Raw genomic sequence first — 26,132 nt, 5'->3', positions numbered from 1 at the left:
TCCTCGTGAGGTCCCGGCCCTGCCCCGGACCCGTACAGACCATGATGAAGCGCCTTATTACTCGCTAACGCGAGGGGCACAACCCCGAAAGAGGGATTGACGACAAAGTGCTCGACGTCAACTTCTTCGACGAGCTGCGGATCGGCCTTGCCACCGCGGACGACATCCGACAGTGGTCGCACGGCGAGGTCAAGAAGCCGGAGACCATCAACTACCGCACCCTGAAGCCCGAAAAGGACGGACTCTTCTGCGAGAAGATCTTCGGTCCGACCCGGGACTGGGAGTGCTACTGCGGCAAGTACAAGCGTGTCCGCTTCAAGGGCATCATCTGTGAGCGCTGTGGCGTCGAGGTCACGCGCGCCAAGGTGCGCCGTGAGCGGATGGGCCACATCGAACTGGCCGCCCCCGTCACCCACATCTGGTACTTCAAGGGCGTCCCGTCGCGCCTCGGCTACCTCCTCGATCTCGCCCCGAAGGACCTCGAGAAGGTCATCTACTTCGCGGCGTACATGATCACGTTCGTGGACGAGGAGCGCCGCACCCGCGACCTGCCCTCCCTGGAGGCGCACGTCTCCGTGGAGCGCCAGCAGATCGAGAACCGTCGCGACTCCGACCTGGAGGCCCGCGCCAAGAAGCTCGAGACCGACCTGGCCGAGCTCGAGGCCGAGGGCGCCAAGGCCGACGTGCGCCGCAAGGTGCGCGAAGGTGCCGAGCGCGAGATGAAGCAGCTGCGCGACCGTGCGCAGCGCGAGATCGACCGTCTCGACGAGGTGTGGAACCGCTTCAAGAACCTCAAGGTCCAGGACCTCGAGGGCGACGAGCTGCTCTACCGCGAGCTGCGTGACCGCTTCGGCACGTACTTCGACGGCTCGATGGGCGCCGCCGCGCTGCAGAAGCGCCTGGAGTCCTTCGACCTCGACGAGGAGGCCGAGCGCCTCCGCGAGATCATCCGTACCGGCAAGGGCCAGAAGAAGACCCGTGCGCTCAAGCGCCTCAAGGTCGTCTCCGCGTTCCTGCAGACCAGCAACAGCCCCAAGGGCATGGTTCTGGACTGCGTGCCGGTCATCCCGCCGGACCTGCGTCCGATGGTGCAGCTGGACGGTGGCCGCTTCGCGACCTCCGACCTGAACGACCTGTACCGCCGCGTGATCAACCGCAACAACCGCCTGAAGCGCCTTCTCGACCTCGGTGCGCCCGAGATCATCGTGAACAACGAGAAGCGCATGCTCCAGGAGGCCGTGGACGCCCTCTTCGACAACGGTCGTCGTGGTCGCCCGGTCACCGGTCCCGGCAACCGCCCGCTGAAGTCCCTGAGCGACATGCTCAAGGGCAAGCAGGGTCGTTTCCGTCAGAACCTCCTCGGCAAGCGTGTGGACTACTCCGCGCGTTCCGTGATCGTCGTCGGTCCGCAGCTGAAGCTGCACCAGTGCGGTCTGCCGAAGGCCATGGCGCTTGAGCTCTTCAAGCCGTTCGTGATGAAGCGCCTGGTCGACCTGAACCACGCGCAGAACATCAAGAGCGCCAAGCGGATGGTCGAGCGCGGCCGCACGGTCGTGTACGACGTCCTCGAAGAGGTCATCGCGGAGCACCCGGTTCTGCTGAACCGTGCGCCCACGCTGCACCGCCTCGGCATCCAGGCCTTCGAGCCGCAGCTGGTCGAGGGCAAGGCCATCCAGATCCACCCGCTCGTCTGCACCGCGTTCAACGCGGACTTCGACGGTGACCAGATGGCCGTGCACCTGCCGCTCTCCGCGGAGGCGCAGGCCGAGGCCCGCATCCTGATGCTGTCCTCGAACAACATCCTCAAGCCGGCCGACGGCCGTCCGGTCACGATGCCGACCCAGGACATGGTCCTCGGTCTGTTCTTCCTGACCACCGACGGTGAGCTCCGTGACACCAAGGGCGAGGGCCGCGCGTTCGGCTCCACGGCCGAGGCGATCATGGCGTTCGACGCCGGCGAACTCGCGCTCCAGTCGACCGTCGACATCCGCTTCCCGGTGGGCACCATCCCGCCGCGCGGCTGGACCCCGCCGGTCTCCGAGGAGGGCGACGAGGGCGTCGAGGAGCGGCCGTACCAGCAGGGCGACAGCTTCCGGCTGCGGACGTCCCTGGGCCGCGCGCTCTTCAACGAGCTGCTGCCCGAGGACTACCCCTTCGTCGACTACTCGGTCGGCAAGAAGCAGCTCTCCGAGATCGTCAACGACCTCGCCGAGCGCTACCCCAAGGTCATCGTGGCGGCGACGCTCGACAACCTGAAGGCGGCGGGCTTCTACTGGGCGACCCGTTCCGGCGTCACCGTGGCCATCTCCGACGTCGTGGTCCCCGAGGCCAAGAAGGAGATCGTCGCGGGCTACGAGGCCCAGGACGAGAAGGTCCAGAAGCAGTACGAGCGCGGTCTGATCACCAAGGACGAGCGCACGCAGGAGCTCATCGCGATCTGGACCAAGGCGACCAACGAGGTTGCCGAGGCGATGAACGCGAACTTCCCGAAGACGAACCCCATCTTCATGATGGTTGACTCGGGTGCCCGAGGAAACATGATGCAGATGCGTCAGATCGCGGGTATGCGTGGTCTGGTGTCGAACGCGAAGAACGAGACCATCCCGCGTCCGATCAAGGCCTCGTTCCGTGAGGGCCTGACCGTTCTCGAGTACTTCATCTCCACCCACGGTGCCCGTAAGGGTCTGGCGGACACGGCTCTGCGTACCGCCGACTCCGGTTACCTCACCCGTCGTCTGGTCGACGTCTCGCAGGACGTCATCATTCGCGAGGAGGACTGTGGCACCGAGCGCGGTCTGAAGCTGAAGATCGCGGTCAAGGGCGAGGACGGTGTCCTCCGCAAGACGGAGAACGTCGAGACCTCGGTGTACGCCCGCATGCTGGCCGAGGACGTCGTCATCGACGGCAAGGTCATCGCGCCGGCCAACGTCGACCTCGGTGACGTCCTCATCGACGCCCTGGTCGCCAACGGCGTCGAGGAGGTCAAGACCCGCTCGGTCCTGACCTGTGAGTCCGCGGTCGGCACCTGTGCCTTCTGCTACGGCCGCTCGCTCGCCACCGGCAAGCTGGTCGACATCGGTGAGGCGGTCGGCATCATCGCCGCCCAGTCCATCGGTGAGCCCGGTACCCAGCTGACGATGCGTACCTTCCACACCGGTGGTGTGGCCGGTGACGACATCACCCAGGGTCTGCCCCGTGTCGTCGAGCTCTTCGAGGCTCGTACGCCCAAGGGTGTCGCCCCGATCTCGGAGGCGGCAGGCCGCATCCGTATCGAGGAGACCGAGAAGACCAAGAAGATCGTCGTCACGCCGGACGACGGCAGCGACGAGACTCCCTTCCCGATCTCGAAGCGCGCCAAGGTCCTCGTGCGTGAGGGTGACCACGTCGAGGTGGGCCAGAAGCTCACCTTCGGTGCCACCAACCCGCACGACGTGCTGCGGATCCTCGGTCAGCGCGCGGTCCAGGTCCACCTGGTCGGCGAAGTCCAGAAGGTCTACAACAGCCAGGGCGTGTCGATCCACGACAAGCACATCGAGATCATCATCCGGCAGATGCTGCGCCGCGTGACGATCATCGAGTCCGGCGACGCGGAGCTGCTGCCGGGCGAGCTCGTCGAGCGCTCGAAGTTCGAGACCGAGAACCGTCGTGTGGTCACGGAAGGCGGCCACCCGGCCTCCGGCCGTCCGCAGCTGATGGGTATCACCAAGGCCTCGCTGGCGACGGAATCCTGGCTGTCGGCCGCCTCCTTCCAGGAGACGACCCGAGTCCTGACGGATGCGGCGATCAACGCCAAGTCCGACAGCCTCATCGGCCTCAAGGAGAACGTCATCATCGGTAAGCTCATCCCGGCCGGTACGGGTCTCTCCCGCTACCGCAACATCCGGGTCGAGCCCACCGAAGAGGCCAAGGCCGCGATGTACTCGGCCGTCGGCTACGACGACATCGACTACTCCCCGTTCGGCACGGGCTCCGGCCAGGCCGTTCCGCTGGAGGACTACGACTACGGGCCGTACAACCAGTAAGGCCTACGTCTGTTGAAGGGCGGTCACCCCGTTTCGTACGGGGTGGCCGCCCTTCGGCGTTCGCCTCGGTTGCGGCGCGGTGCGGCGCCGGGTGGAGTGCGCCGTACGGGACGGCACGGCCCGTACACGGCCGTACGGGCATCCGCCGACCCCGGAGGGCCGCTGCGCCTGTGCCGGCCGCTCACGGGCTATGGGGCGGTCGTCCGTGATCCGGCCAGATGCCCGGCGTGTCGCCCCCCATCGCATTTGTTTTGACCAGACTCGATGAGGTAGGTACGCTCAGACCTTGTGCCTGGGGTGTGCCTGGGCTCGTGCGCGTGTCTTCAACCGCATCGCGAGTCCGTCAACGGCCACCGTAATCTGCGCCCCTTTCCGCCTTGCGGCGGGAGTCTGCAGCATTCGACACACCCGACCGCGTGGGTCGGCGATGTTCCGGGTTAGCTTTACTATTCGGCACACAGAAACCGGAGAAGTAGTGCCTACGATCCAGCAGCTGGTCCGCAAGGGCCGGCAGGACAAGGTCGAGAAGAACAAGACGCCCGCACTCGAGGGTTCGCCCCAGCGCCGTGGCGTCTGCACGCGTGTGTTCACGACCACCCCGAAGAAGCCGAACTCGGCCCTCCGTAAGGTCGCGCGTGTGCGTCTGACCTCTGGGATCGAGGTCACGGCCTACATTCCGGGTGAGGGACACAACCTGCAGGAGCACTCCATCGTGCTCGTGCGTGGTGGCCGTGTGAAGGACCTGCCTGGTGTTCGCTACAAGATCATCCGCGGTTCCCTCGACACCCAGGGTGTCAAGAACCGCAAGCAGGCCCGCAGCCGCTACGGCGCCAAGAAGGAGAAGTAAGAATGCCTCGTAAGGGCCCCGCCCCGAAGCGCCCGGTCATCATCGACCCGGTCTACGGTTCTCCTCTGGTGACCTCCCTCATCAACAAGGTGCTGCTGAACGGCAAGCGCTCCACCGCCGAGCGCATCGTGTACGGCGCCATGGAGGGCCTGAAGGAGAAGACCGGCAACGACCCGGTCATCACCCTCAAGCGCGCGCTCGAGAACATCAAGCCGACCCTCGAGGTCAAGTCCCGCCGTGTCGGTGGCGCGACCTACCAGGTCCCGATCGAGGTCAAGCCGGGCCGTGCGAACACGCTCGCCCTGCGCTGGCTGGTCGGTTACTCCCGCGCCCGTCGCGAGAAGACCATGACCGAGCGTCTGCTCAACGAGCTCCTCGACGCCTCCAACGGCCTCGGTGCCGCTGTGAAGAAGCGCGAGGACACCCACAAGATGGCCGAGTCCAACAAGGCCTTCGCGCACTACCGCTGGTAGTCGCTACCCACATCGAGACCGAGAGAAGACTGAGCCGACATGGCTACCACTTCACTTGACCTGGCCAAGGTGCGCAACATCGGCATCATGGCCCACATCGACGCGGGCAAGACGACGACCACCGAGCGGATCCTGTTCTACACCGGTGTCTCGTACAAGATCGGTGAGGTCCACGACGGCGCCGCCACGATGGACTGGATGGAGCAGGAGCAGGAGCGTGGCATCACGATCACCTCTGCTGCCACCACCTGTCACTGGCCGCTGAACGACGTCGATCACACCATCAACATCATCGACACCCCGGGCCACGTCGACTTCACCGTCGAGGTGGAGCGTTCGCTCCGCGTGCTCGACGGTGCCGTGACGGTGTTCGACGGCGTCGCCGGCGTTGAGCCCCAGTCCGAGACCGTGTGGCGTCAGGCGGACCGCTACGGCGTCCCGCGCATCTGCTTCGTCAACAAGCTCGACCGCACCGGTGCCGAGTTCCACCGCTGTGTCGACATGATCGTCGACCGCCTCGGTGCGACCCCGATCGTCATGCAGCTGCCCATCGGCGCAGAGGCTGACTTCAAGGGCGTCGTCGACCTCGTCACGATGAAGGCCTTCGTCTGGTCCGCAGAGACCAAGATGGGCGAGGCCTACGACATCGTCGACATCCCCGACACGCACACCGAGGCTGCCGAGGAGTACCGCGGCAAGCTGCTCGAGGCTGTCGCGGAGAACGACGAGCAGATGATGGAGCTGTACCTCGAGGGCCAGGAGCCCACCGAGGAGCAGCTGTACGCGGCGATCCGTCGCGTCACCATCGCCTCCGGCAAGGGCGGCGACACCACCGTCACCCCCGTCTTCTGCGGTACGGCGTTCAAGAACAAGGGCGTTCAGCCCCTGCTCGACGCCGTCGTGCGCTACCTGCCGTCCCCCCTGGACGTCGAGGCCATCGAGGGCCACGACGTCAAGGACCCGGAGACGGTCGTCACGCGCAAGCCGTCCGACGAGGAGCCCCTTTCGGCTCTCGCGTTCAAGATCGCGAGTGACCCGCACCTCGGCAAGCTCACCTTCGTCCGGATCTACTCCGGTCGCCTGGACTCCGGCACCGCGGTGCTGAACTCCGTCAAGGGCAAGAAGGAGCGCATCGGCAAGATCTACCGTATGCACGCGAACAAGCGTGAGGAGATCGAGTCGGTGGGCGCCGGTGACATCGTCGCCGTCATGGGCCTGAAGCAGACCACCACCGGTGAGACGCTGTGTGACGACAAGAAGCCGGTCATCCTGGAGTCCATGGACTTCCCGGCGCCGGTCATTCAGGTCGCCATCGAGCCGAAGTCCAAGGGCGACCAGGAGAAGCTGGGTGTAGCCATCCAGCGGCTCTCGGAGGAGGACCCCTCCTTCCAGGTTCACTCGGACGAGGAGACCGGCCAGACCATCATCGGTGGTATGGGCGAGCTTCACCTCGAGGTGCTCGTCGACCGCATGAAGCGCGAGTTCCGCGTCGAGGCGAACGTCGGCAAGCCCCAGGTCGCGTACCGCGAGACGATCCGTCAGGCCGTCGAGCGCGTGGACTACACCCACAAGAAGCAGACCGGTGGTACCGGTCAGTTCGCCAAGGTGCAGATCGCGATCGAGCCCATCGAGGGCGGCGAGGCGTCGTACGAGTTCGTGAACAAGGTCACCGGTGGCCGTATCCCGCGGGAGTACATCCCGTCGGTGGACGCCGGTGCGCAGGAGGCCATGCAGTTCGGCATCCTGGCGGGCTACGAGATGACTGGTGTTCGCATCACGCTTCTCGACGGCGCCTACCACGAGGTCGACTCCTCCGAGCTCGCCTTCAAGATCGCCGGTTCGCAGGCCTTCAAGGAGGCCGCGCGTAAGGCCAAGCCCGTGCTGCTCGAGCCGATGATGGCCGTCGAGGTCACCACGCCCGAGGACTACATGGGCGATGTCATCGGTGACATCAACTCCCGCCGTGGCCAGATCCAGGCCATGGAGGAGCGCAGCGGCGCTCGCGTCGTGAAGGGCCTCGTGCCCCTCTCGGAGATGTTCGGCTACGTCGGAGACCTCCGCAGCAAGACGTCGGGTCGCGCAAGCTACTCAATGCAGTTCGACTCCTACGCCGAGGTTCCGCGGAACGTCGCCGAGGAGATCATCGCGAAGGCCAAGGGCGAGTAACTCACCCGAGTTCACGCTTTAGGCTTGACACCATCCGTCGGGGTTCGACCCCAAAGGCAAGAACCCCGGCGGCTGGCTTCCCAGCAAAGATCACCTGGCGCCGATGAAGCAAGGCGTACAGAACCACTCCCAGGAGGACCCAGTGGCGAAGGCGAAGTTCGAGCGGACTAAGCCGCACGTCAACATCGGCACCATCGGTCACATTGACCACGGTAAGACGACCCTCACGGCCGCCATTACCAAGGTGCTGCACGACGCGTACCCCGACCTGAACGAGGCCTCGGCCTTCGACCAGATCGACAAGGCTCCCGAGGAGCGCCAGCGCGGTATCACGATCTCGATCGCGCACGTCGAGTACCAGACCGAGGCGCGTCACTACGCCCACGTCGACTGCCCCGGTCACGCGGACTACATCAAGAACATGATCACGGGTGCGGCGCAGATGGACGGCGCCATCCTCGTGGTCGCCGCCACCGACGGCCCGATGCCGCAGACCAAGGAGCACGTGCTCCTGGCCCGCCAGGTCGGCGTTCCGTACATCGTTGTCGCCCTGAACAAGGCCGACATGGTGGACGACGAGGAGATCCTGGAGCTCGTCGAGCTCGAGGTCCGTGAGCTCCTCTCCGAGTACGAGTTCCCGGGCGACGACCTGCCGGTCGTCAAGGTCTCCGCTCTGAAGGCCCTTGAGGGCGACAAGGAGTGGGGCAACACCGTCCTCGAGCTCATGAAGGCCGTGGACGAGTCCATCCCGGAGCCCGAGCGCGACGTCGACAAGCCGTTCCTGATGCCGATCGAGGACGTCTTCACGATCACCGGTCGTGGCACCGTCGTCACCGGTCGCATCGAGCGTGGTGTCCTCAAGGTCAACGAGACCGTCGACATCATCGGCATCAAGACCGAGAAGACCACCACCACGGTCACCGGCATCGAGATGTTCCGCAAGCTGCTCGACGAGGGCCAGGCCGGTGAGAACGTCGGTCTGCTCCTCCGTGGCATCAAGCGCGAGGACGTCGAGCGCGGCCAGGTCATCATCAAGCCCGGTTCGGTCACGCCGCACACCGAGTTCGAGGCCCAGGCCTACATCCTGTCGAAGGACGAGGGTGGCCGTCACACCCCCTTCTTCAACAACTACCGCCCGCAGTTCTACTTCCGTACGACGGACGTGACCGGCGTCGTGACCCTCCCCGAGGGCACCGAGATGGTCATGCCGGGTGACAACACGGAGATGTCCGTGGAGCTCATCCAGCCCGTCGCCATGGAGGAGGGCCTGAAGTTCGCCATCCGTGAGGGTGGCCGGACCGTCGGCGCCGGCCAGGTCACCAAGATCAACAAGTAAGTCCGCTTACTTGCTGGGCTTGATGCCTGGTAGCTCCTGCGAGCTCTGAGAGAGCCCGTACGACTTCGGTCGTACGGGCTCTTTCGCGTGCGCGGCGGCTGTGCGCGGGGGCTGTCCGAGGGCGCCGATATGGTGCCGGTGGGGATGAGGGGGAGGGCCGTTGCGGACCAGAGCGAGGACCAGGTGGGGCGCCGGTGCCGTCGTGGCGCTGGTCGTCGGACTGCTCGTCGCCGGGTGCTCCGTCCCGGACGCGGGGGACGGGCAGGCCACTGAGGGGCGTGACTGGTACTGGGATCCGGAGGCGGGGGCGGATGACGCGGCCGGGTTCATGGAGGTGGCGGTGCCCAAGGGGGCTACCGGGGTCAAGGGCGCCGTGCAGGTCAACCCGCAGGAGAATCAGTACATCCTGACCTTCGTGACCAGCGAGAAGGCTGCCGAGGAGGTTGCGGCGTCTCTGCACTCCGAGGAGCCCCTCACGGTACGGAAGAACGAGATCAAACCGTGGTCCGTCCTGCTCGAACGCCTCCGCCTGGCCAAGCCGTACGCCTTGAAGGGAGCGCGCTGGGCAGGAGTCTGCCCCCCGTGTGTGTCGGATCCGCGGCGCAAGAAGGTTCAGTGGATCGAGATCTACGTGCGGGGGCTCAAGGGGGATCGGGCTCGGGTGTACCTTTCGGCGTTCTGACAGCTGGCCCTCCCCCCTCTCGGATGCCGGCTCAGGCTCGGTCTCGGTCCCACGCCTCGCCGAGCCATGTCAGACGGTGTCCGTACTCCACCGTCCCCGTCCACTCCGGCGGCCAGTCCGACACGCCCCGGTGTGCCCCCGCCAGCGCGCCCGCCAGGGCTGCCGTCGCCGCTGAGGCGCCGGAGGTGTGGGCCGCGCGGCGCAGGGTGTCGCGGGGGTGGGTGTCCGTGGCCAGGAAGGCGTAGAGGGCGCCGGCCAGGACGTCGTCGGCGGTCCACGCCGAGCCCACGGCCCTGCCGGGGTCGCGGGAGACGTCGTCCGTGCCCAGCGCCGTCTCCACCGCTGACAGGGCCGACACGCACTCGTCCCACCCCATCGCGATGAACGCCGCCGCGTCGGTACGGGAGGCCAGGTCGCCCAGCCAGTCGGCGCGGTAGACGTACCGTGACGTCTCCGCGTGGACGCGCAGCTCCGTCAGCAGGTCGGCGGGCGCGCAGCGGTGCCTCAGGAGGTCCACCGCGTGGGACGCCAGGTCGCTCGCCGCCAGGGCGGTGGGGTGGCCGTGGGTGAGGGCCGCCTGTAGTTGGGCGATTCCCGAGCGCTGGTCGGCGCTCAGATACGGGGCCAGGCCCACCACGGCCGCCCGCGCCACCGCCGCGCACCCCTTCGACCCCGCGGCGGTCGCCTGCTGCCACGGCACCGGCCTGCCCAGCGCCTCGCACGCGTCCAGCGTCGTACGGCCGGGGGCGCGGTCGTTGTCGGGGGAGTGGCGCCAGGCCACCAGGTGGGTGCGCAGCGCCGTCGTGACGGCCGCCGGGGTCAGCCAGGGCGGGGCCGGCAGGGCGCCCCGTACCGTCAGAGCCCGCCGCGCCTCCGCCTCCGGCAGGGGAGCCGCGACCGCCGCCCCCGCCAACGCCTCGCCCACGGCCAGGGAGAGCTGGGTCTGGTCGGAGACGCGGACCGTGCCGTCGGCGGACAGGGGGAGCTCCATCGCCTCCCAGGAGCCGTACACGGCCCTCACATCGTCCAGGGGCAGCGTGGACAGCGGGCGGCCCATCGCGTCGCCGATCGCCAGGCCGAAGAGGGCGCCGCGGGCCGAGCGCCACCGGGGGGCCCGGAACGGCTGGTCCGCCAGGGCGTACAGGGACGCCAGGTCCGGGGCTGTGGTGAGCGAGCCGGGCACCGCGGCGGGGGAGGCCGCCACCTCGGCGAGGACCGCCGTCGGGGGGACCCCGCGGGCCTTCCCCTCGCGTAGCCGGGTCAGCCAGCGGCTGTCGTTGACGGCCCGCGGATCCGCGTCCCTGCGGACGATCCATCCGGCCGCGTCGTCCTCGTCGCAGGCCCACACGTACGTGGTGACCGTGCCGCGCTCGTCGGCCACGGCGACGTACCGGACGGGGCGCGCGGTCCTTCCTGCGTACTCTTCTGGGCCGCTGACCAGCGAGAACGCCATGTCGTCCGCGAAGCGCGGATTGATGTGCTTCCGTGGGACGAAGCGCGGGCCGTGCGGGGTCGCATCACTCATCCCGCCCACCCTGCCCCAACGGAGGTGCGGCGCGCCCACCGCACCCCGGGTTTGATCTCCGTCACCCACCGGGTACGATCCTCGGCTCGATTGGCACCCGGCATGCCCCGTATGGCAGACTGTCGGGGTTGCTCGGTTGAGTGCCGATGCTGCGCGCCTCCCGCCGGGAGGACCGGAAGCGAGTCCCACAGTACTCGTCGCCCCATCTGTCGAAGGGTCCGCAAGGATCCGCAGGCAGCGCTGAGGCGGACGTACGGGAATCTTTCGGGAAGTGCGGTGCGGTCGCTCAACCAGGCGCCCGGTGGGTTTCTTCCCCCGGACCCGCGGTCATCTGGGCCGCAGCCCCTGTGCAGGGATTCTCCTTCGGGAGAACCGTGTGGGCGGGACTGCGACACGCCCGACCGCGTGGGTCGGAGGAAGTAGAAAAAAGGGCCCCCGAGGTGCCAGAGCGTTCGAGACGAAGGACTACTAAGTAGCCATGGCGGGACAGAAGATCCGCATCCGGCTCAAGGCCTACGACCACGAGGTCATCGACTCCTCGGCGAAGAAGATCGTCGAGACGGTGACGCGTACTGGTGCGTCGGTCGCGGGCCCGGTGCCGCTGCCCACTGAGAAGAACGTGTACTGCGTCATCAAGTCGCCGCACAAGTACAAGGACTCGCGCGAGCACTTCGAGATGCGCACGCACAAGCGCCTGATCGACATCCTCGACCCGACGCCCAAGACCGTTGACTCGCTGATGCGCCTGGACCTTCCGGCCGGCGTTGACATCGAGATCAAGCTCTGAAGGGCGCGGAGAAGATGACCAAGCAGATCAAGGGCATCCTGGGCGAGAAGCTCGGCATGACCCAGGTCTGGGACGAGAACAACCGCATCGTCCCGGTGACCGTGGTCAAGGCCGGACCCTGCGTCGTTACCCAGGTCCGTACGAATGACAGCGACGGCTACGAGTCGGTCCAGATCGCCTTCGGCGAGATCGACCCGCGCAAGGTGAACAAGCCCCTCAAGGGCCACTTCGCCAAGGCCGACGTGACCCCCCGTCGCCACCTCGTCGAGATCCGTACCGCTGGTGCCAGCGAGTACACCCTCGGCCAGGAGCTGACTGCCGAGACGTTCGAGGCCGGTATCAAGGTCGACGTCACCGGTAAGAGCAAGGGCAAGGGCTTTGCCGGTGTGATGAAGCGTCACAACTTCGCCGGTGGCAAGGCCTCCCACGGTGCCCACCGCGTGCACCGCAAGCCCGGCTCCATCGGTGGCTGCGCCACGCCCGGCCGTGTCTTCAAGGGCCAGCGCATGGCCGGTCGCATGGGCAACGAGCGGGTCACCACCCAGAACCTGACCGTCCACGCCGTTGACGCGGAGAAGGGCCTGCTCCTGATCAAGGGCGCGGTTCCTGGTCCGAACGGCGGCCTCGTCCTGGTCCGTACCGCGGCCAAGGGGGCCTGAGGTAACCCATGAGCACCATTGACATCCTTTCGCCGGCAGGCGACAAGACCGGGACGGTCGAGCTCCCCGCGGAGATCTTCGACGTCGAGAAGATCAGCATCCCGCTGATCCACCAGGTCGTCGTCGCACAGCTGGCCGCGGCCCGTCAGGGCACGCACAAGACCAAGCGTCGCGGCGAAGTCCGCGGTGGCGGCAAGAAGCCGTACCGCCAGAAGGGCACCGGCCGCGCGCGCCAGGGTTCGACCCGTGCGCCGCAGTTCGCCGGCGGTGGCGTCGTCCACGGCCCGCAGCCGCGTGACTACTCGCAGCGGACCCCGAAGAAGATGAAGGCCGCGGCCCTGCGCCACGCCCTCACCGACCGGGCCCGCAACGCTCGTATCCACGTTGTCACCAACGTGGTCGAGGGCGACATCTCCACCAAGGCCGCGAAGACGCTGCTCGGCAAGGTCAGCGAGCGCAAGAACGTGCTCCTGGTCATCGACCGCGCGGACGAGACTTCGCTGCTCTCCGCCCGCAACCTGCCCCAGGTGCACATCCTGGAGCCGGGCCAGCTGAACACGTACGACGTGCTCGTGTCGGACGACGTGGTCTTCACCAAGGCCGCGTTCGAGTCCTTCGTGTCCGGCCCGCAGGCCACTGACACCGAAGGGAGCGAAGCCTGATGGCCATCCGTCACCAGAGCATCGCGTCCAAGGCTGCGAAGGCCGCCAAGGCCGCGCGCGTCGCCAAGGCGAAGCGCATCGCGACCGAGGGCAAGATCGCCGTTGAGCCCACCCCGCTGAGCAAGTCCTTCTCGGACCCGCGCGACGTCCTCGTCAAGCCGGTCGTCTCCGAGAAGTCCTACGCGCTGCTCGACGAGGGCAAGTACACGTTCATCGTGGCCCCCGGCTCCAACAAGACCCAGATCAAGCAGGCCGTCGAGTCGGTCTTCTCGGTCAAGGTCACCGGAGTCAACACGATCAACCGTCAGGGCAAGCGCAAGCGCACCAAGTCTGGTTTCGGCAAGCGTGCCGACACCAAGCGCGCGATTGTGACCCTTGCTGAGGGCGACCGTATCGACATCTTCGGCCAGGCCTCCTAACGGAGCGCCCTGGTCCGAATATCGGACGAGGACTGAGAAATGGGAATCCGCAAGTACAAGCCGACTACGCCGGGCCGTCGTGGCTCCAGCGTCGCCGACTTCGTCGAGGTAACGCGGTCCACGCCGGAGAAGTCGCTGGTTCGCCCGCTGCACAGCAAGGGCGGCCGTAACAATTCCGGTCGTGTGACCGTTCGCCACCAGGGTGGCGGACACAAGCGCGCCTTCCGCGTGATCGACTTCCGTCGTCACGACAAGGACGGTGTGCCGGCCAAGGTCGCGCACATCGAGTACGACCCCAACCGCACCGCGCGCATCGCGCTGCTGCACTACGCGGACGGCGAGAAGCGCTACATCCTCGCCCCGCGCGGCACGCAGCAGGGTGACCGGATTGAGAGCGGCCCCGGTGCCGACATCAAGCCCGGCAACAACATGGCGCTGCGCAACATCCCGGTGGGTACGACGCTCCACGCCATCGAGCTGCGGCCCGGCGGCGGCGCGAAGTTCGCCCGCTCCGCGGGTGCCTCCGTGCAGCTGCTCGCGAAGGAAGGCGCCATGGCGCACCTTCGCATGCCGTCCGGTGAGATCCGCCTGGTCGACGTCCGCTGCCGCGCCACCATCGGCGAGGTCGGCAACGCCGAGCAGTCGAACATCAACTGGGGCAAGGCCGGCCGCATGCGCTGGAAGGGCGTCCGCCCGACCGTGCGTGGTGTCGTGATGAACCCGGTCGACCACCCGCACGGTGGTGGCGAAGGCAAGACCTCCGGTGGTCGCCACCCGGTCTCGCCGTGGGGCAAGAAGGAGGGTCGTACTCGTGATCGCAACAAGGCGAGCAACAAGTACATCGTCCGTCGCCGCAAGTCGAACAAGAAGCGCTAGGAGCGGGTTTAGATGCCGCGCAGTCTCAAGAAGGGGCCCTTCGTCGACGACCACCTCGTAAAGAAGGTGGACGCTCAGAACGAAGCCGGTTCCAAGAACGTCATCAAGACCTGGTCCCGTCGCTCGATGATCATTCCCAGCATGCTGGGTCACACGATCGCGGTGCACAACGGCAAGACCCACATCCCGGTGTTCGTCACCGAGTCGATGGTCGGCCACAAGCTCGGCGAGTTCTCGCCGACTCGCACCTTCCGCGGCCACGTCAAGGACGACCGGAAGTCGAAGCGCCGCTAGCGCGGGGTGGAACGACTATGACTAACACCGAAGGGACAACCATGGAAGCCAGGGCCCAGGCGCGGTACATCCGCGTCACGCCCATGAAGGCCCGCCGCGTGGTGGACCTCATCCGTGGCATGGATGCCACGGAGGCTCAGGCGGTCCTGCGTTTCGCCCCGCAGGCCGCGAGCGTGCCGGTCGGCAAGGTGCTGGACAGCGCCATTGCCAACGCCGCGCACAACTACGACCACACCGACGCCTCTTCGCTGGTCATCAGCGAGGCGTACGTGGATGAGGGCCCGACCCTGAAGCGGTTCCGTCCGCGTGCTCAGGGCCGTGCCTACCGGATCCGTAAGCGGACCAGCCACATCACCGTGGTCGTCAGCAGCAAGGAAGGAACCCGGTAATGGGCCAGAAGGTAAACCCGCACGGGTTCCGGCTCGGTGTCACGACCGACTTCAAGTCGCGTTGGTACGCCGACAAGCTGTACAAGGACTACGTCAAGGAAGACGTCGCCATCCGTCGGATGATGACGTCCGGCATGGAGCGCGCCGGCATCTCGAAGGTGGAGATCGAGCGCACCCGTGACCGCGTGCGTGTGGACATCCACACCGCTCGTCCCGGCATCGTCATCGGCCGCCGTGGCGCCGAGGCCGACCGCATCCGCGGTGACCTCGAGAAGCTCACGGGCAAGCAGGTCCAGCTGAACATCCTCGAGGTCAAGAACCCCGAGGTCGACGCTCAGCTCGTGGCCCAGGCCGTGGCGGAGCAGCTGTCCTCCCGCGTCTCCTTCCGTCGTGCCATGCGCAAGAGCATGCAGTCGGCGATGAAGGCCGGCGCCAAGGGCATCAAGATCCAGTGTGGTGGCCGTCTCGGCGGCGCCGAGATGTCGCGCTCGGAGTTCTACCGCGAGGGCCGCGTGCCCCTGCACACGCTCCGCGCCAACGTCGACTACGGCTTCTTCGAGGCCAAGACGACCTTCGGCCGCATCGGCGTGAAGGTCTGGATCTACAAGGGCGACGTCAAGAACATCGCCGAGGTCCGCGCCGAGAACGCCGCTGCCCGTGCGGGTAACCGCCCGGCCCGTGGCGGCGGCAACGACCGCCCGGCCCGTGGTGGCCGCGGTGGCGAGCGTGGCGGCCGCGGCCGCAAGCCGCAGCAGCAGGGGGCCCAGAGCGGTCAGCAGCAGCCTGCCGAGGCCCCCAAGGCCGACGCTCCCGCCGCCGCTGCCGCTCCGGCTGAGAGCACCGGAACGGAGGCCTGACCGAAATGCTGATCCCCCGTAGGGTCAAGCACCGCAAGCAGCACCACCCCAAGCGCCGCGGTCAGGCCAAGGGTGGTACGACGGTCGCATTCGGCGAGTACGGCATTCAGGCCCTCACGCCGGCGTACGTGACCAACCGCCAGATCGAGGCGGCTCGTATCGCGATGACCCGCCACATCAAGCGTGGCGGCAAGGTCTGGATCAACATCTACCCGGACCGCCCCCTCACCAAGAAGCCTGCCGAGACCCGCATGGGTTCCGGTAAGGGTTCTCCGGAGTGGTGGGTCGCGAACGTTCACCCGGGACGGGTGATGTTCGAGCTGTCGTACCCGAACGAGAAGATTGCTCGTGAGGCGCTCACCCGCGCTGCTCACAAGCTTCCGATGAAGTGCCGCATCGTCCGGCGCGAGGCAGGTGAGTCGTGATGTCGGCCGGTACCAAGGCGTCCGAGCTGCGCGAACTGGGCGACGAGGAGCTTGTCAACAAGCTTCGCGAAGCCAAGGAAGAGCTGTTCAACCTCCGCTTCCAGGCGGCGACGGGTCAGCTCGAGAACCACGGTCGGCTCAAGGCCGTCCGTAAGGACATCGCGCGGATCTACACCCTGATGCGTGAGCGCGAGCTGGGCATCGAGACGGTGGAGAGCGCCTGATGAGCGAGAGCAACGTGACTGAAGAGACGAAGGCCGCCCGCGGCTTCCGCAAGACCCGTCAGGGTCTTGTCGTCAGCGACAAGATGGACAAGACCGTCGTCGTCGCTGTCGAGGACCGCGTGACCCACGCGCTGTACGGCAAGGTCATCCGCCGTACGAACAAGCTCAAGGCGCACGACGAGCAGAACGCTGCCGGCGTCGGCGACCGCGTCCTCCTGATGGAGACGCGTCCGCTGTCGGCGACCAAGCGCTGGCGCATCGTCGAGATCCTCGAGAAGGCCAAGTAATTCTCTGAGGCATCCCTCAGAGTTCGTTCCGCCAGGCTCCCGGGGCAGTTCAGCTGAACTGCCCCGGGGGAACCGGCAGACAAACAGGAGATAGACGTGATCCAGCAGGAGTCGCGACTGCGCGTCGCCGACAACACGGGTGCGAAGGAAATTCTCACCATCCGTGTTCTCGGTGGCTCGGGTCGCCGCTACGCGGGCATCGGTGACGTCATCGTCGCCACCGTGAAGGACGCGATCCCCGGTGGCAACGTGAAGAAGGGTGACGTCGTCAAGGCGGTCATCGTTCGCACCGTCAAGGAGCGCCGCCGTCCGGACGGCTCGTACATCCGCTTCGACGAGAACGCCGCCGTCATTCTGAAGAACGACGGCGACCCTCGCGGCACCCGTATCTTCGGCCCCGTCGGCCGTGAGCTGCGCGAGAAGAAGTTCATGAAGATCATCTCGCTCGCGCCGGAGGTGCTGTAAGCATGAAGATCAAGAAGGGCGACCTGGTCCAGGTCATCACCGGTAAGGACAAGGGCAAGCAGGGCAAGGTCATTGCCGCTTACCCGCGCGACGAGCGCGTCCTGGTCGAGGGTGTCAACCGGGTCAAGAAGCACACGAAGGCCGGCCCGACCGCCAGCGGCTCGCAGGCCGGCGGCATCGTGACCACCGAGGCCCCCGTCCACGTCTCCAACGTCCAGCTGGTCGTGGAGAAGGACGGCAACAAGGTCGTCACGCGCGTCGGTTACCGCTTCGACGACGAGGGCAACAAGATCCGCGTTGCCAAGCGGACGGGTGAGGACATCTGATGACGACCACCACCACTCCGCGTCTCAAGACGAAGTACCGCGAGGAGATCGCGGGCAAGCTGCAGGAAGAGTTCTCCTACGAGAACGTCATGCAGATCCCCGGTCTCGTCAAGATCGTGGTCAACATGGGTGTCGGCGACGCCGCCCGTGACTCGAAGCTCATGGACGGTGCCGTCCGTGACCTGACCACCATCACGGGTCAGAAGCCGGCCATCACCAAGGCCCGGAAGTCCATCGCGCAGTTCAAGCTGCGCGAGGGTCAGCCGATCGGCTGCCACGTCACGCTCCGTGGCGACCGCATGTGGGAGTTCCTGGACCGCACCCTGTCGCTCGCGCTGCCGCGCATCCGCGACTTCCGTGGTCTGTCCCCCAAGCAGTTCGACGGCCGTGGCAACTACACCTTCGGTCTCACGGAGCAGGTCATGTTCCACGAGATCGACCAGGACAAGATCGACCGCGTCCGGGGTATGGACATCACCGTGGTCACCACGGCGACCAACGACGCTGAGGGCCGCGCCCTTCTCCGTCACCTCGGCTTCCCCTTCAAGGAGGCGTAAGCGAGATGGCGAAGAAGGCTCTGATTGCCAAGGCTGCTCGTAAGCCCAAGTTCGGTGTGCGTGCGTACACCCGCTGCCAGCGCTGCGGCCGCCCGCACTCCGTCTACCGCAAGTTCGGCCTCTGCCGCGTGTGCCTTCGTGAGATGGCTCACCGTGGCGAGCTGCCGGGCGTGACCAAGAGCTCCTGGTAGTCCCCACCTTTTCGAAGGTTTTGGGACTGTCTGGATCTCTCGGTAAGTAAAGGGTTGGCAGATGCTCTCCTCCACATGGCTTAGGCTAGGAGGGTTGGGCGTCTGCCGCCCTGACCGACTTACTACGCCGTAGGTCCCCGCGCCGCACCCGTCCTGCCTCTGAGTGGGGAGAGGGATGGCGCAGATAGGAAACCCCGGCGAGAGAGGCCGAAGGCCAATTCATGACCATGACTGATCCGATCGCGGACATGCTGACTCGTCTGCGTAACGCGAACTCGGCGTACCACGACACCGTGGCGATGCCGCACAGCAAGATCAAGTCTCACATCGCGGAGATCCTCCAGCAGGAGGGCTTCATCACGGGCTGGAAGGTCGAGGACGCCGAGGTTGGCAAGAACCTCGTTCTCGAGCTGAAGTTCGGCCCGAACCGTGAGCGCTCCATTGCGGGCATCAAGCGGATCTCCAAGCCCGGTCTCCGGGTTTACGCGAAGTCCACCAACCTGCCGAAGGTCCTCGGCGGCCTCGGCGTGGCGATCATCTCCACGTCGCACGGTCTCCTGACCGGCCAGCAGGCAGGCAAGAAGGGCGTAGGTGGGGAAGTCCTCGCCTACGTCTGGTAGTCGGGAACGGAGGAATAGCTAATGTCGCGTATTGGCAAGCTCCCCATCACGGTTCCCGCCGGCGTGGACGTCACCATCGACGGCCGTACGGTCGCTGTGAAGGGCCCCAAGGGTTCCCTCGCGCACACCGTTGTCGCGCCGATCGAGATCGCTAAGGACGAGGACGGCGTTCTGAACGTCACCCGTCCGAACGACGAGCGTCAGAACAAGGCCCTGCACGGCCTGTCCCGCACGCTGGTGGCGAACATGATCACCGGCGTGACCCAGGGTTACGTGAAGAAGCTCGAAATCAGCGGTGTCGGTTACCGCGTCCTGGCGAAGGGCTCCAACCTGGAGTTCTCGCTCGGCTACAGCCACCCGATCCTGGTCGAGGCCCCCGAGGGCATCACCTTCAAGGTGGAGTCCGCGACCCGTTTCTCGGTCGAGGGCATCGACAAGCAGAAGGTCGGCGAGGTTGCGGCCAACATCCGCAAGCTGCGCAAGCCCGACCCGTACAAGGCCAAGGGCGTCAAGTACGAAGGCGAAGTCATCCGCCGCAAGGTCGGAAAGGCGGGTAAGTAAGCCATGGCATACGGTGTCAAGATTGCTAAGGGCGACGCTTACAAGCGTGCTGCCATCAAGCGTCGTCACATCCGCATCCGTAAGCACATCTCGGGTACGGCTGAGCGTCCGCGCCTGGTCGTGACGCGCTCCAACCGCCACATCGTGGCCCAGGTCATCGACGACATCAAGGGTCACACCCTGGCGTCGGCGTCGACCCTGGACACCACGATCCGCGGTACCGAGGGCGACAAGTCCGCGGCCGCCAAGTCGGTCGGCGCCCTGGTCGCCGAGCGCGCCAAGGCTGCCGGTGTCGAGACTGTCGTGTTCGACCGTGGTGGTAACCAGTACGCCGGGCGCATCGCCGCCCTGGCGGACGCCGCCCGCGAAGCCGGACTCAAGTTCTGAGTCGTCCGTCGCGCAGGGACCTGTGTCACTGCGTAGCTAGCGGAAACAGAGAGAGGTAATTCCAATGGCTGGACCCCAGCGCCGCGGTGGCGGTGCCGGTGGCGGCGAGCGGCGGGACCGGAAGGGTCGCGACGGTGGCGCTGCCGCCGAGAAGACCGCATACGTTGAGCGCGTTGTCGCGATCAACCGTGTCGCCAAGGTTGTGAAGGGTGGTCGTCGCTTCAGCTTCACTGCGCTCGTCGTAGTGGGCGACGGTGACGGCACCGTGGGTGTCGGTTACGGCAAGGCCAAGGAGGTGCCGGCCGCCATCGCCAAGGGTGTTGAGGAGGCCAAGAAGCACTTCTTCAAGGTCCCCCGTATCCAGGGCACCATCCCGCACCCCATCCAGGGCGAGAAGGCCGCGGGCGTCGTCCTGCTCAAGCCTGCTTCCCCCGGTACCGGTGTTATCGCCGGTGGCCCGGTGCGTGCCGTGCTCGAGTGCGCCGGCGTGCACGACATCCTGTCGAAGTCCCTGGGCTCCGACAACGCGATCAACATCGTGCACGCGACCGTGGCGGCCCTCAAGGGCCTGCAGCGTCCCGAGGAGATCGCGGCTCGCCGTGGTCTGCCCCTCGAGGACGTCGCCCCCGCGGCTCTGCTTCGTGCGCGTGCGGGAGCGGGTGCGTAATGGCACAGCTCAAGATCACGCAGACGAAGTCGTACATCGGCAGCAAGCAGAACCACCGCGACACCCTGCGCTCCCTTGGTCTCAAGGGCATCAACACGCAGGTCGTCAAGGAGGACCGCCCCGAGTTCCGCGGCATGGTGCAGACCGTCCGCCACCTCGTGACGGTTGAGGAGGTCGACTGACATGGCGGAGCAGAACCCGCTGAAGGTCCACAACCTCCGGCCCGCCCCGGGCGCCAAGACCGCCAAGACCCGTGTGGGTCGTGGTGAGGCGTCCAAGGGTAAGACCGCTGGTCGTGGTACCAAGGGCACCAAGGCCCGTTACCAGGTTCCGGAGCGCTTCGAGGGTGGCCAGATGCCCCTCCACATGCGTCTCCCGAAGCTCAAGGGCTTCCGGAACCCGTTCAAGACCGAGTTCCAGGTCGTGAACCTCGACAAGCTGAGCGCGCTGTTCCCCGAGGGTGGCGAGGTCACCGTCGAGGCCCTCGTGGCCAAGGGTGCGGTTCGCAAGAACAGCCTCGTCAAGGTCCTCGGCCAGGGTGAGGTCACCGTGGCGCTGCAGGTGACGGTTGACGCCGTCTCCGGTTCCGCCAAGGAGAAGATCACCGCCGCCGGCGGTACCGTCACCGAGCTCGTCTGATATTCCCTCAGACGTGTCGATGACATGAGCGATTCCCAGCCGGGGATGCCCCACAAAAGGGGCATCCCCGGTTGGTCGTTCCAAGGGGGGCACGGTCGCCGGTAAGGTGGCGTGCACTGTCCAAGCTCCGTGCGGCCCGGCCGCACGGTTTTCTTGACTGATACGTATTCGTCGAACCTCAGACCACCACCTCTGACGCACGCGCGCGGGGGTCGCAGGAGGCACCGTGCTCACCGCGTTCGCCCGGGCGTTCAAGACGCCCGACCTGCGCAAGAAGCTGCTCTTCACGCTCGGCATCATCGTGATCTACCGGGTGGGCACGCATGTGCCGATTCCCGGTGTCGACTACAAGAACGTGCAGACCTGCATTGACAACGCCAATGCGAACCAGGGCCTGTTCGGTCTCGTCAACATGTTCAGCGGTGGCGCGCTGCTGCAGATCACGATCTTCGCGCTCGGCATCATGCCGTACATCACGGCGAGCATCATTCTGCAGCTGCTGACCGTGGTGATCCCGCGACTCGAGGCCCTCAAGAAGGAGGGCCAGGCCGGCACAGCGAAGATCACGCAGTACACGCGCTATCTGACCATCGCGCTCGCGATCCTGCAGGGCACCGGCCTGGTGGCCACCGCCCGCACCGGCACCCTCTTCCAGAGCTGCCCGGTCGCCAGCGAGATCGTCCCCGACCAGTCGATCTTCGTGACCATCACGATGGTCATCACGATGACCGCGGGTACGGCCTGTGTGATGTGGCTCGGTGAGCTCATCACTGACCGCGGCATCGGCAACGGCATGTCGATCCTGATGTTCATCTCGATCGCCGCGACCTTCCCGAGCGCCCTGTGGGCCATCAAGCAGCAGGGTGACCTGGCGGGCGGCTGGATCGAGTTCGGCACCGTCATCGCGGTCGGTCTGGTCATGGTCGGTCTGGTGGTCTTCGTCGAGCAGGCGCAGCGCCGCATTCCGGTCCAGTACGCGAAGCGCATGATCGGCCGCCGGTCCTACGGCGGTACGTCGACCTACATTCCGCTGAAGGTCAATCAGGCGGGCATCATCCCTGTGATCTTCGCCTCGTCGCTGCTCTACATTCCGGCGCTGGTCGCCCAGTTCGCGGGCGGCAACTCGGGATGGAAGACGTGGATCGAGGCGAACCTGACCAAGGGTGACCACCCGATTTACATCGCCACGTACTTCATCCTGATCGTCTTCTTCGCCTTCTTCTACGTCGCGATCTCGTTCAACCCCGAGGAAGTCGCCGACAACATGAAGAAGTATGGTGGCTTCATCCCGGGCATCCGGGCTGGCCGTCCGACCGCTGAGTATCTGAGTTACGTACTCAACCGGATCACGTGGCCGGGTTCGCTGTATCTGGGTCTGATCGCTCTTGTGCCGACGATGGCGTTGGTGGGCTTCGGGGCAAACCAGAACTTCCCGTTCGGCGGGACGAGCATCCTCATCATCGTGGGTGTGGGTCTGGAAACCGTGAAGCAGATCGAGAGCCAGCTCCAGCAGCGCAATTACGAAGGGTTCCTCCGCTGATGCGAATCGTCCTCGTCGGGCCGCCCGGTGCGGGCAAGGGAACGCAGGCCGCGTTCCTCGCCAAGAACCTGTCGATCCCGCACATCTCCACGGGCGACCTCTTCCGCGCCAACATCAGCCAGGGCACGGAACTCGGCAAGGCGGCGAAGGCGTACATGGACGCCGGAAACCTCGTCCCGGACGAGGTGACCATCGGCATGGCGAAGGACCGCATGGCCCAGCCGGACGCCGTGAACGGCTTCCTGCTCGACGGGTTCCCGCGCAACGTGTCGCAGGCGGAGGCGCTGGACGTCGCGCTGAAGGCCGATGACGTGAAGCTCGACGCCGTCCTGGACCTGGAGGTCCCCGAGGACGAGGTCGTCAAGCGGATCGCCGGCCGGCGCATCTGCCGCAAGGACTCCAGCCACGTCTTCCACGTGACGTACTCGCAGCCGAAGCAGGACGGCGTCTGCGACGTCTGCGGCGGCGAGCTCTACCAGCGCGAGGACGACAGCGAGGACACGGTCCGCAAGCGCCTCGAGGTCTACCACACGCAGACCGAGCCGATCATCGACTACTACCGGACGCAGGGTCTGGTCGTGACGATCTCGGCGCTCGGCAAGGTCGACGAGGTCACCGCGCGCGCGATGGACGCCCTGAAGGGCGACAAGTAGTCAGTACGGTGTTACGGCCGCGGTGCCCCCAGGGGGACCGCGGCCGTACTGTTGTTCACGTACCGGTTCGGGTACGTGGCCGGTTTGTCGACGGATGACGGAGAGCGGAAGCCCCATGGTGCAGATCAAGACCCCCGAGCAGATCGCGAAGATGCGTGAGGCGGGCCTTGTCGTCGCCGCGATCCACGCCGCGACGCGTGCGGCCGCGGTGCCGGGCGCCACCACCAAGGACCTGGACGAGGTCGCCCGCAAGGTGATCTCCGAGCACGGCGCGAAGTCGAACTTCCTCGGGTACGGCGGCTTCCCCGCCACGATCTGCACCTCGGTCAACGAGGTCGTCGTGCACGGCATCCCCGACGACAAGACCGTCCTGAAGGACGGCGACATCATCTCCATCGACGCCGGCGCGATCATCGACGGCTGGCACGGCGACGCGGCGTACACCGCGTTCGTGGGCACCGGTCACGCTCCGGAGCTCGTCGAGCTCTCCCGGGTGACCGAGGAGTCGATGTGGGCCGGCATCGCGGCGATGAAGCAGGGCAACCGGCTCATCGACATCTCGCGCGCGATCGAGACGTACATCCGCCGCCAGCCGAAGCCGGGCGGCGGCAAGTACGGGATCGTCGAGGACTACGGCGGCCACGGCATCGGCACCGAGATGCACATGGACCCGCACCTCCTGAACTACGTCGAGCGCCGCCGCGGCAAGGGCCCGAAGCTGGTCCCCGGCTTCTGCCTGGCGATCGAGCCGATGGTCTCCCTCGGCACCCCGCGCACGGAGGTCCTGGAGGACGACTGGACCGTCATCACGACGGACGGTACTTGGTCCTCGCACTGGGAGCACTCGATCGCCCTCACCGAGGAGGGGCCCCTCGTGCTGACGGCTCCGGACTGCGGCAAGGAGCGTCTCGCCGCGTACGGCGTGACCCCCGCGCCGGACCCGCTGGGCTAGCCGCCGCGTCGGTGCTGGGCAGGGTCTTGCTTAAGGATCTTGCTCAAGGGGCAGACTTTCCCGATTCGTCTTTCCGAGTGCACTGACGTAGACTGACGCGTCGGCTCTCGTGCATCCGTGTGTCTGCATGCGGTGAACGACAGTCGATCAAGGTAGTCGATTCGAAGGGCGAAGCGTGGCCAAGAAGCAAGGTGCCATCGAGATCGAAGGCACTGTCGTCGAGTCTCTCCCGAACGCCATGTTCAAGGTGGAGCTCCAGAACGGCCACCAGGTCCTGGCACACATCAGCGGCAAGATGCGCATGCACTACATCCGCATCCTCCCTGACGACCGGGTCGTGGTGGAGCTGTCTCCGTACGACCTGACCCGTGGCCGGATCGTCTACCGGTACAAGTAGATCTTGCCCGCATCCCGCTCGCGCGGGGTGGTGGCACTGACCCGGAGAACCTCACCCAATGAAGGTCAAGCCGAGCGTCAAGAAGATCTGCGACAAGTGCAGGGTGATCCGCCGTCACGGCCGGGTCATGATCATTTGCGACAACCCGCGCCACAAGCAGCGCCAGGGCTGACGCACCACTGCAGTTCGCAGATTTTCGCGCGACGCACGTAAGTAGATACGCAGGACCCGTCCCTCTTCAGTTCCGCCGGTGATGTCACCGGTCATGGAGGGCGACACCCCCGGTCGGAGGCCGGGGACCCGTTCCGTACCGATCCTTTGCGAAGGGGACGGCGACCGGGAGTGGTTCTGCTGAAGACCTCCGAAGAATCAACAGGAGCCATGAATGGCACGCGTTGAAGGCGTTGACCTCCCGCGCGAAAAGCGCATCGAGGTCGCCCTCACCTACGTGTTCGGCATCGGCCGCACGCTGGCCCAGCAGACGCTGGACGCCATCGAGGTGGACCGCAACACCCGCGTCCGCGACCTGACCGAGGAAGACCTCGTCAAGATCCGCGAGTACGTGGACGCCAACATCAAGACCGAGGGTGACCTCCGTCGCGAGATCCAGGCCGACATCCGCCGCAAGGTCGAGATCGGCTGCTACGCGGGTATCCGCCACCGTCGTGGCCTGCCCGTCCGCGGTCAGCGCACCAGCACGAACGCCCGCACCCGCAAGGGCCCGCGTCGCGCCATCGCCGGTAAGAAGAAGCCGGGCAAGAAGTAGTCCTCGCTCAGCGGTCTATCGACAGCTGACGCTGCAGGACCGACCACCTCCCGTAGGAGTTATAGATGCCCCCCAAGGGTCGTCAGGGCGCTGCCAAGAAGGTGCGCCGCAAGGAAAAGAAGAACGTCGCTCACGGCCACGCGCACATCAAGAGCACGTTCAACAACACGATCGTGTCCATCACGGACCCGACCGGCAACGTGATCTCGTGGGCCTCCGCCGGCCACGTCGGCTTCAAGGGCTCGCGCAAGTCCACGCCGTTCGCCGCGCAGATGGCCGCCGAGTCGGCTGCCCGTCGCGCGCAGGAGCACGGCATGCGCAAGGTCGACGTCTTCGTCAAGGGTCCCGGCTCCGGCCGTGAGACCGCGATCCGTTCGCTGCAGGCGACCGGTCTTGAGGTCGGCTCGATCCAGGACGTGACGCCCACGCCGCACAACGGCTGCCGTCCGCCCAAGCGTCGCCGCGTCTGACGCACGTCGCT

The 26,132-nt window shown here is 66.3% G+C and carries 35 protein-coding genes; 34 read left to right on the top strand and 1 reads right to left on the bottom strand.

Features of this window, described 5'->3' with window-relative positions; genetic code table 11:
• Positions 1 to 107: 107 nt before the first annotated feature.
• From ACFYO9_RS05295 to ACFYO9_RS05270, 6 genes are all read left to right on the top strand, one after another.
• A complete protein-coding gene (locus tag ACFYO9_RS05295) occupies positions 108 to 4,022 on the top strand; it encodes a DNA-directed RNA polymerase subunit beta' (RefSeq protein ID WP_355803859.1) in 3,915 nt (1,304 codons plus the stop codon).
• A 475-nt stretch (positions 4,023 to 4,497) separates the two neighbouring features.
• A complete protein-coding gene (gene rpsL, locus ACFYO9_RS05290) occupies positions 4,498 to 4,869 on the top strand; it encodes a 30S ribosomal protein S12 (RefSeq protein WP_003948652.1) in 372 nt (123 codons plus the stop codon).
• A gap of 2 nt (positions 4,870 to 4,871) precedes the next feature.
• Positions 4,872 to 5,342 (top strand): 30S ribosomal protein S7, encoded by a 471-nt coding sequence (gene rpsG, locus ACFYO9_RS05285; RefSeq protein ID WP_055553483.1) that lies wholly within the window; start codon positions 4,872 to 4,874, stop codon positions 5,340 to 5,342.
• 39 nt (positions 5,343 to 5,381) lie between these two features.
• Positions 5,382 to 7,508: an elongation factor G gene (gene fusA, locus ACFYO9_RS05280; RefSeq protein WP_355803856.1), complete on the top strand. Its 2,127-nt coding sequence runs from the start codon at positions 5,382 to 5,384 to the stop codon at positions 7,506 to 7,508.
• 142 nt (positions 7,509 to 7,650) lie between these two features.
• Complete coding sequence (gene tuf / locus ACFYO9_RS05275) at positions 7,651 to 8,844, top strand: elongation factor Tu (protein ID WP_150171078.1); 1,194 nt, start codon at positions 7,651 to 7,653, stop codon at positions 8,842 to 8,844.
• Between the two features lie 160 nt (positions 8,845 to 9,004).
• The gene (locus ACFYO9_RS05270) at positions 9,005 to 9,526 is read left to right on the top strand and encodes a hypothetical protein (protein WP_358774751.1); all 522 of its coding nucleotides are present in this window, start codon (positions 9,005 to 9,007) and stop codon (positions 9,524 to 9,526) included.
• A gap of 31 nt (positions 9,527 to 9,557) precedes the next feature.
• Here the strand turns inward: ACFYO9_RS05270 and ACFYO9_RS05265 are convergent, their stop codons facing one another.
• Positions 9,558 to 11,051 (bottom strand): ADP-ribosylglycohydrolase family protein, encoded by a 1,494-nt coding sequence (locus ACFYO9_RS05265; RefSeq protein ID WP_358774752.1) that lies wholly within the window; start codon positions 11,049 to 11,051, stop codon positions 9,558 to 9,560.
• A gap of 478 nt (positions 11,052 to 11,529) precedes the next feature.
• Between ACFYO9_RS05265 and rpsJ the strand changes: the two genes are divergently transcribed.
• The 28 genes from rpsJ (at position 11,530) to rpsK (ending at position 26,121) form a co-directional block, all read left to right on the top strand.
• Positions 11,530 to 11,838 carry a 30S ribosomal protein S10 gene (rpsJ, locus tag ACFYO9_RS05260; RefSeq protein WP_003948644.1) on the top strand — a complete coding sequence of 103 codons (309 nt, stop codon included), beginning with the start codon at positions 11,530 to 11,532 and terminating at the stop codon, positions 11,836 to 11,838.
• Between the two features lie 14 nt (positions 11,839 to 11,852).
• Positions 11,853 to 12,497 (top strand): 50S ribosomal protein L3, encoded by a 645-nt coding sequence (gene rplC / locus ACFYO9_RS05255; protein ID WP_055553489.1) that lies wholly within the window; start codon positions 11,853 to 11,855, stop codon positions 12,495 to 12,497.
• 8 nt (positions 12,498 to 12,505) lie between these two features.
• Positions 12,506 to 13,159, top strand: coding sequence for a 50S ribosomal protein L4 (gene rplD, locus ACFYO9_RS05250; protein WP_355803850.1), 654 nt, complete (start codon positions 12,506 to 12,508; stop codon positions 13,157 to 13,159).
• Complete coding sequence (gene rplW, locus ACFYO9_RS05245) at positions 13,159 to 13,578, top strand: 50S ribosomal protein L23 (protein WP_223776220.1); 420 nt, start codon at positions 13,159 to 13,161, stop codon at positions 13,576 to 13,578. Before rplD ends, rplW begins: the two co-directional genes overlap by 1 nt.
• 39 nt (positions 13,579 to 13,617) lie before the next feature.
• On the top strand, positions 13,618 to 14,454 hold the full coding sequence (gene rplB / locus ACFYO9_RS05240) for a 50S ribosomal protein L2 (RefSeq protein WP_355803847.1): 837 nt from the start codon (positions 13,618 to 13,620) through the stop codon (positions 14,452 to 14,454).
• Between the two features lie 12 nt (positions 14,455 to 14,466).
• A complete protein-coding gene (gene rpsS, locus ACFYO9_RS05235; RefSeq protein ID WP_069770399.1) occupies positions 14,467 to 14,748 on the top strand; it encodes a 30S ribosomal protein S19 in 282 nt (93 codons plus the stop codon).
• A gap of 41 nt (positions 14,749 to 14,789) precedes the next feature.
• Positions 14,790 to 15,137, top strand: a complete 348-nt coding sequence (gene rplV / locus ACFYO9_RS05230; protein WP_004571827.1) for a 50S ribosomal protein L22 — start codon at positions 14,790 to 14,792, stop codon at positions 15,135 to 15,137.
• The gene (rpsC, locus tag ACFYO9_RS05225) at positions 15,137 to 15,994 is read left to right on the top strand and encodes a 30S ribosomal protein S3 (RefSeq protein ID WP_355803844.1); all 858 of its coding nucleotides are present in this window, start codon (positions 15,137 to 15,139) and stop codon (positions 15,992 to 15,994) included. The genes rplV and rpsC overlap by 1 nt, the downstream gene beginning before the upstream one ends.
• 5 nt (positions 15,995 to 15,999) lie before the next feature.
• Positions 16,000 to 16,419, top strand: a complete 420-nt coding sequence (gene rplP / locus ACFYO9_RS05220; protein WP_030782563.1) for a 50S ribosomal protein L16 — start codon at positions 16,000 to 16,002, stop codon at positions 16,417 to 16,419.
• Positions 16,419 to 16,643 carry a 50S ribosomal protein L29 gene (gene rpmC, locus ACFYO9_RS05215; RefSeq protein ID WP_127912615.1) on the top strand — a complete coding sequence of 75 codons (225 nt, stop codon included), beginning with the start codon at positions 16,419 to 16,421 and terminating at the stop codon, positions 16,641 to 16,643. Before rplP ends, rpmC begins: the two co-directional genes overlap by 1 nt.
• Positions 16,643 to 16,930, top strand: coding sequence for a 30S ribosomal protein S17 (rpsQ, locus tag ACFYO9_RS05210; protein ID WP_150171090.1), 288 nt, complete (start codon positions 16,643 to 16,645; stop codon positions 16,928 to 16,930). Before rpmC ends, rpsQ begins: the two co-directional genes overlap by 1 nt.
• Positions 16,931 to 17,026: 96 nt before the next feature.
• Entirely contained in the window at positions 17,027 to 17,395 is a 369-nt protein-coding gene (gene rplN / locus ACFYO9_RS05205) for a 50S ribosomal protein L14 (protein WP_003974257.1), read from the top strand.
• A 2-nt stretch (positions 17,396 to 17,397) separates the two neighbouring features.
• Positions 17,398 to 17,721 carry a 50S ribosomal protein L24 gene (gene rplX, locus ACFYO9_RS05200; RefSeq protein WP_016645174.1) on the top strand — a complete coding sequence of 108 codons (324 nt, stop codon included), beginning with the start codon at positions 17,398 to 17,400 and terminating at the stop codon, positions 17,719 to 17,721.
• A complete protein-coding gene (rplE, locus tag ACFYO9_RS05195; RefSeq protein WP_355803841.1) occupies positions 17,721 to 18,278 on the top strand; it encodes a 50S ribosomal protein L5 in 558 nt (185 codons plus the stop codon). Before rplX ends, rplE begins: the two co-directional genes overlap by 1 nt.
• A gap of 5 nt (positions 18,279 to 18,283) precedes the next feature.
• Positions 18,284 to 18,469 carry a type Z 30S ribosomal protein S14 gene (locus tag ACFYO9_RS05190; protein WP_003956452.1) on the top strand — a complete coding sequence of 62 codons (186 nt, stop codon included), beginning with the start codon at positions 18,284 to 18,286 and terminating at the stop codon, positions 18,467 to 18,469.
• A 221-nt stretch (positions 18,470 to 18,690) separates the two neighbouring features.
• A complete protein-coding gene (rpsH, locus tag ACFYO9_RS05185) occupies positions 18,691 to 19,089 on the top strand; it encodes a 30S ribosomal protein S8 (protein ID WP_018528360.1) in 399 nt (132 codons plus the stop codon).
• A gap of 21 nt (positions 19,090 to 19,110) precedes the next feature.
• The gene (gene rplF, locus ACFYO9_RS05180; protein WP_355803840.1) at positions 19,111 to 19,650 is read left to right on the top strand and encodes a 50S ribosomal protein L6; all 540 of its coding nucleotides are present in this window, start codon (positions 19,111 to 19,113) and stop codon (positions 19,648 to 19,650) included.
• 3 nt (positions 19,651 to 19,653) lie between these two features.
• Entirely contained in the window at positions 19,654 to 20,037 is a 384-nt protein-coding gene (gene rplR, locus ACFYO9_RS05175) for a 50S ribosomal protein L18 (RefSeq protein ID WP_355803838.1), read from the top strand.
• A 64-nt stretch (positions 20,038 to 20,101) separates the two neighbouring features.
• Entirely contained in the window at positions 20,102 to 20,704 is a 603-nt protein-coding gene (gene rpsE, locus ACFYO9_RS05170; RefSeq protein ID WP_055553512.1) for a 30S ribosomal protein S5, read from the top strand.
• Positions 20,704 to 20,886, top strand: a complete 183-nt coding sequence (rpmD, locus tag ACFYO9_RS05165) for a 50S ribosomal protein L30 (protein WP_030567278.1) — start codon at positions 20,704 to 20,706, stop codon at positions 20,884 to 20,886. Before rpsE ends, rpmD begins: the two co-directional genes overlap by 1 nt.
• A gap of 1 nt (position 20,887) precedes the next feature.
• A complete protein-coding gene (gene rplO / locus ACFYO9_RS05160) occupies positions 20,888 to 21,343 on the top strand; it encodes a 50S ribosomal protein L15 (RefSeq protein WP_055553516.1) in 456 nt (151 codons plus the stop codon).
• A 226-nt stretch (positions 21,344 to 21,569) separates the two neighbouring features.
• Positions 21,570 to 22,883: a preprotein translocase subunit SecY gene (gene secY / locus ACFYO9_RS05155; RefSeq protein WP_355803835.1), complete on the top strand. Its 1,314-nt coding sequence runs from the start codon at positions 21,570 to 21,572 to the stop codon at positions 22,881 to 22,883.
• Complete coding sequence (locus ACFYO9_RS05150; RefSeq protein ID WP_355803833.1) at positions 22,883 to 23,536, top strand: adenylate kinase; 654 nt, start codon at positions 22,883 to 22,885, stop codon at positions 23,534 to 23,536. The genes secY and ACFYO9_RS05150 overlap by 1 nt, the downstream gene beginning before the upstream one ends.
• A gap of 115 nt (positions 23,537 to 23,651) precedes the next feature.
• The gene (gene map, locus ACFYO9_RS05145; RefSeq protein ID WP_358774755.1) at positions 23,652 to 24,488 is read left to right on the top strand and encodes a type I methionyl aminopeptidase; all 837 of its coding nucleotides are present in this window, start codon (positions 23,652 to 23,654) and stop codon (positions 24,486 to 24,488) included.
• Positions 24,489 to 24,663: 175 nt separating this feature from the next.
• A complete protein-coding gene (gene infA, locus ACFYO9_RS05140; protein WP_003948620.1) occupies positions 24,664 to 24,885 on the top strand; it encodes a translation initiation factor IF-1 in 222 nt (73 codons plus the stop codon).
• Positions 24,886 to 24,943: 58 nt separating this feature from the next.
• Complete coding sequence (gene rpmJ / locus ACFYO9_RS05135) at positions 24,944 to 25,057, top strand: 50S ribosomal protein L36 (protein ID WP_003948619.1); 114 nt, start codon at positions 24,944 to 24,946, stop codon at positions 25,055 to 25,057.
• Positions 25,058 to 25,270: 213 nt separating this feature from the next.
• Positions 25,271 to 25,651 carry a 30S ribosomal protein S13 gene (gene rpsM, locus ACFYO9_RS05130; RefSeq protein WP_355803828.1) on the top strand — a complete coding sequence of 127 codons (381 nt, stop codon included), beginning with the start codon at positions 25,271 to 25,273 and terminating at the stop codon, positions 25,649 to 25,651.
• Between the two features lie 65 nt (positions 25,652 to 25,716).
• Positions 25,717 to 26,121 (top strand): 30S ribosomal protein S11, encoded by a 405-nt coding sequence (rpsK, locus tag ACFYO9_RS05125; RefSeq protein WP_003948617.1) that lies wholly within the window; start codon positions 25,717 to 25,719, stop codon positions 26,119 to 26,121.
• The last annotated feature ends 11 nt before the right edge of the window (positions 26,122 to 26,132 follow it).

The sequence above is a fragment of the Streptomyces sp. NPDC005863 genome (assembly GCF_042871345.1).
In the GTDB taxonomy this organism is placed as follows: Bacteria; Actinomycetota; Actinomycetes; order Streptomycetales; family Streptomycetaceae; genus Streptomyces.
This window is presented reverse-complemented; position numbering and strand designations above follow the sequence as displayed.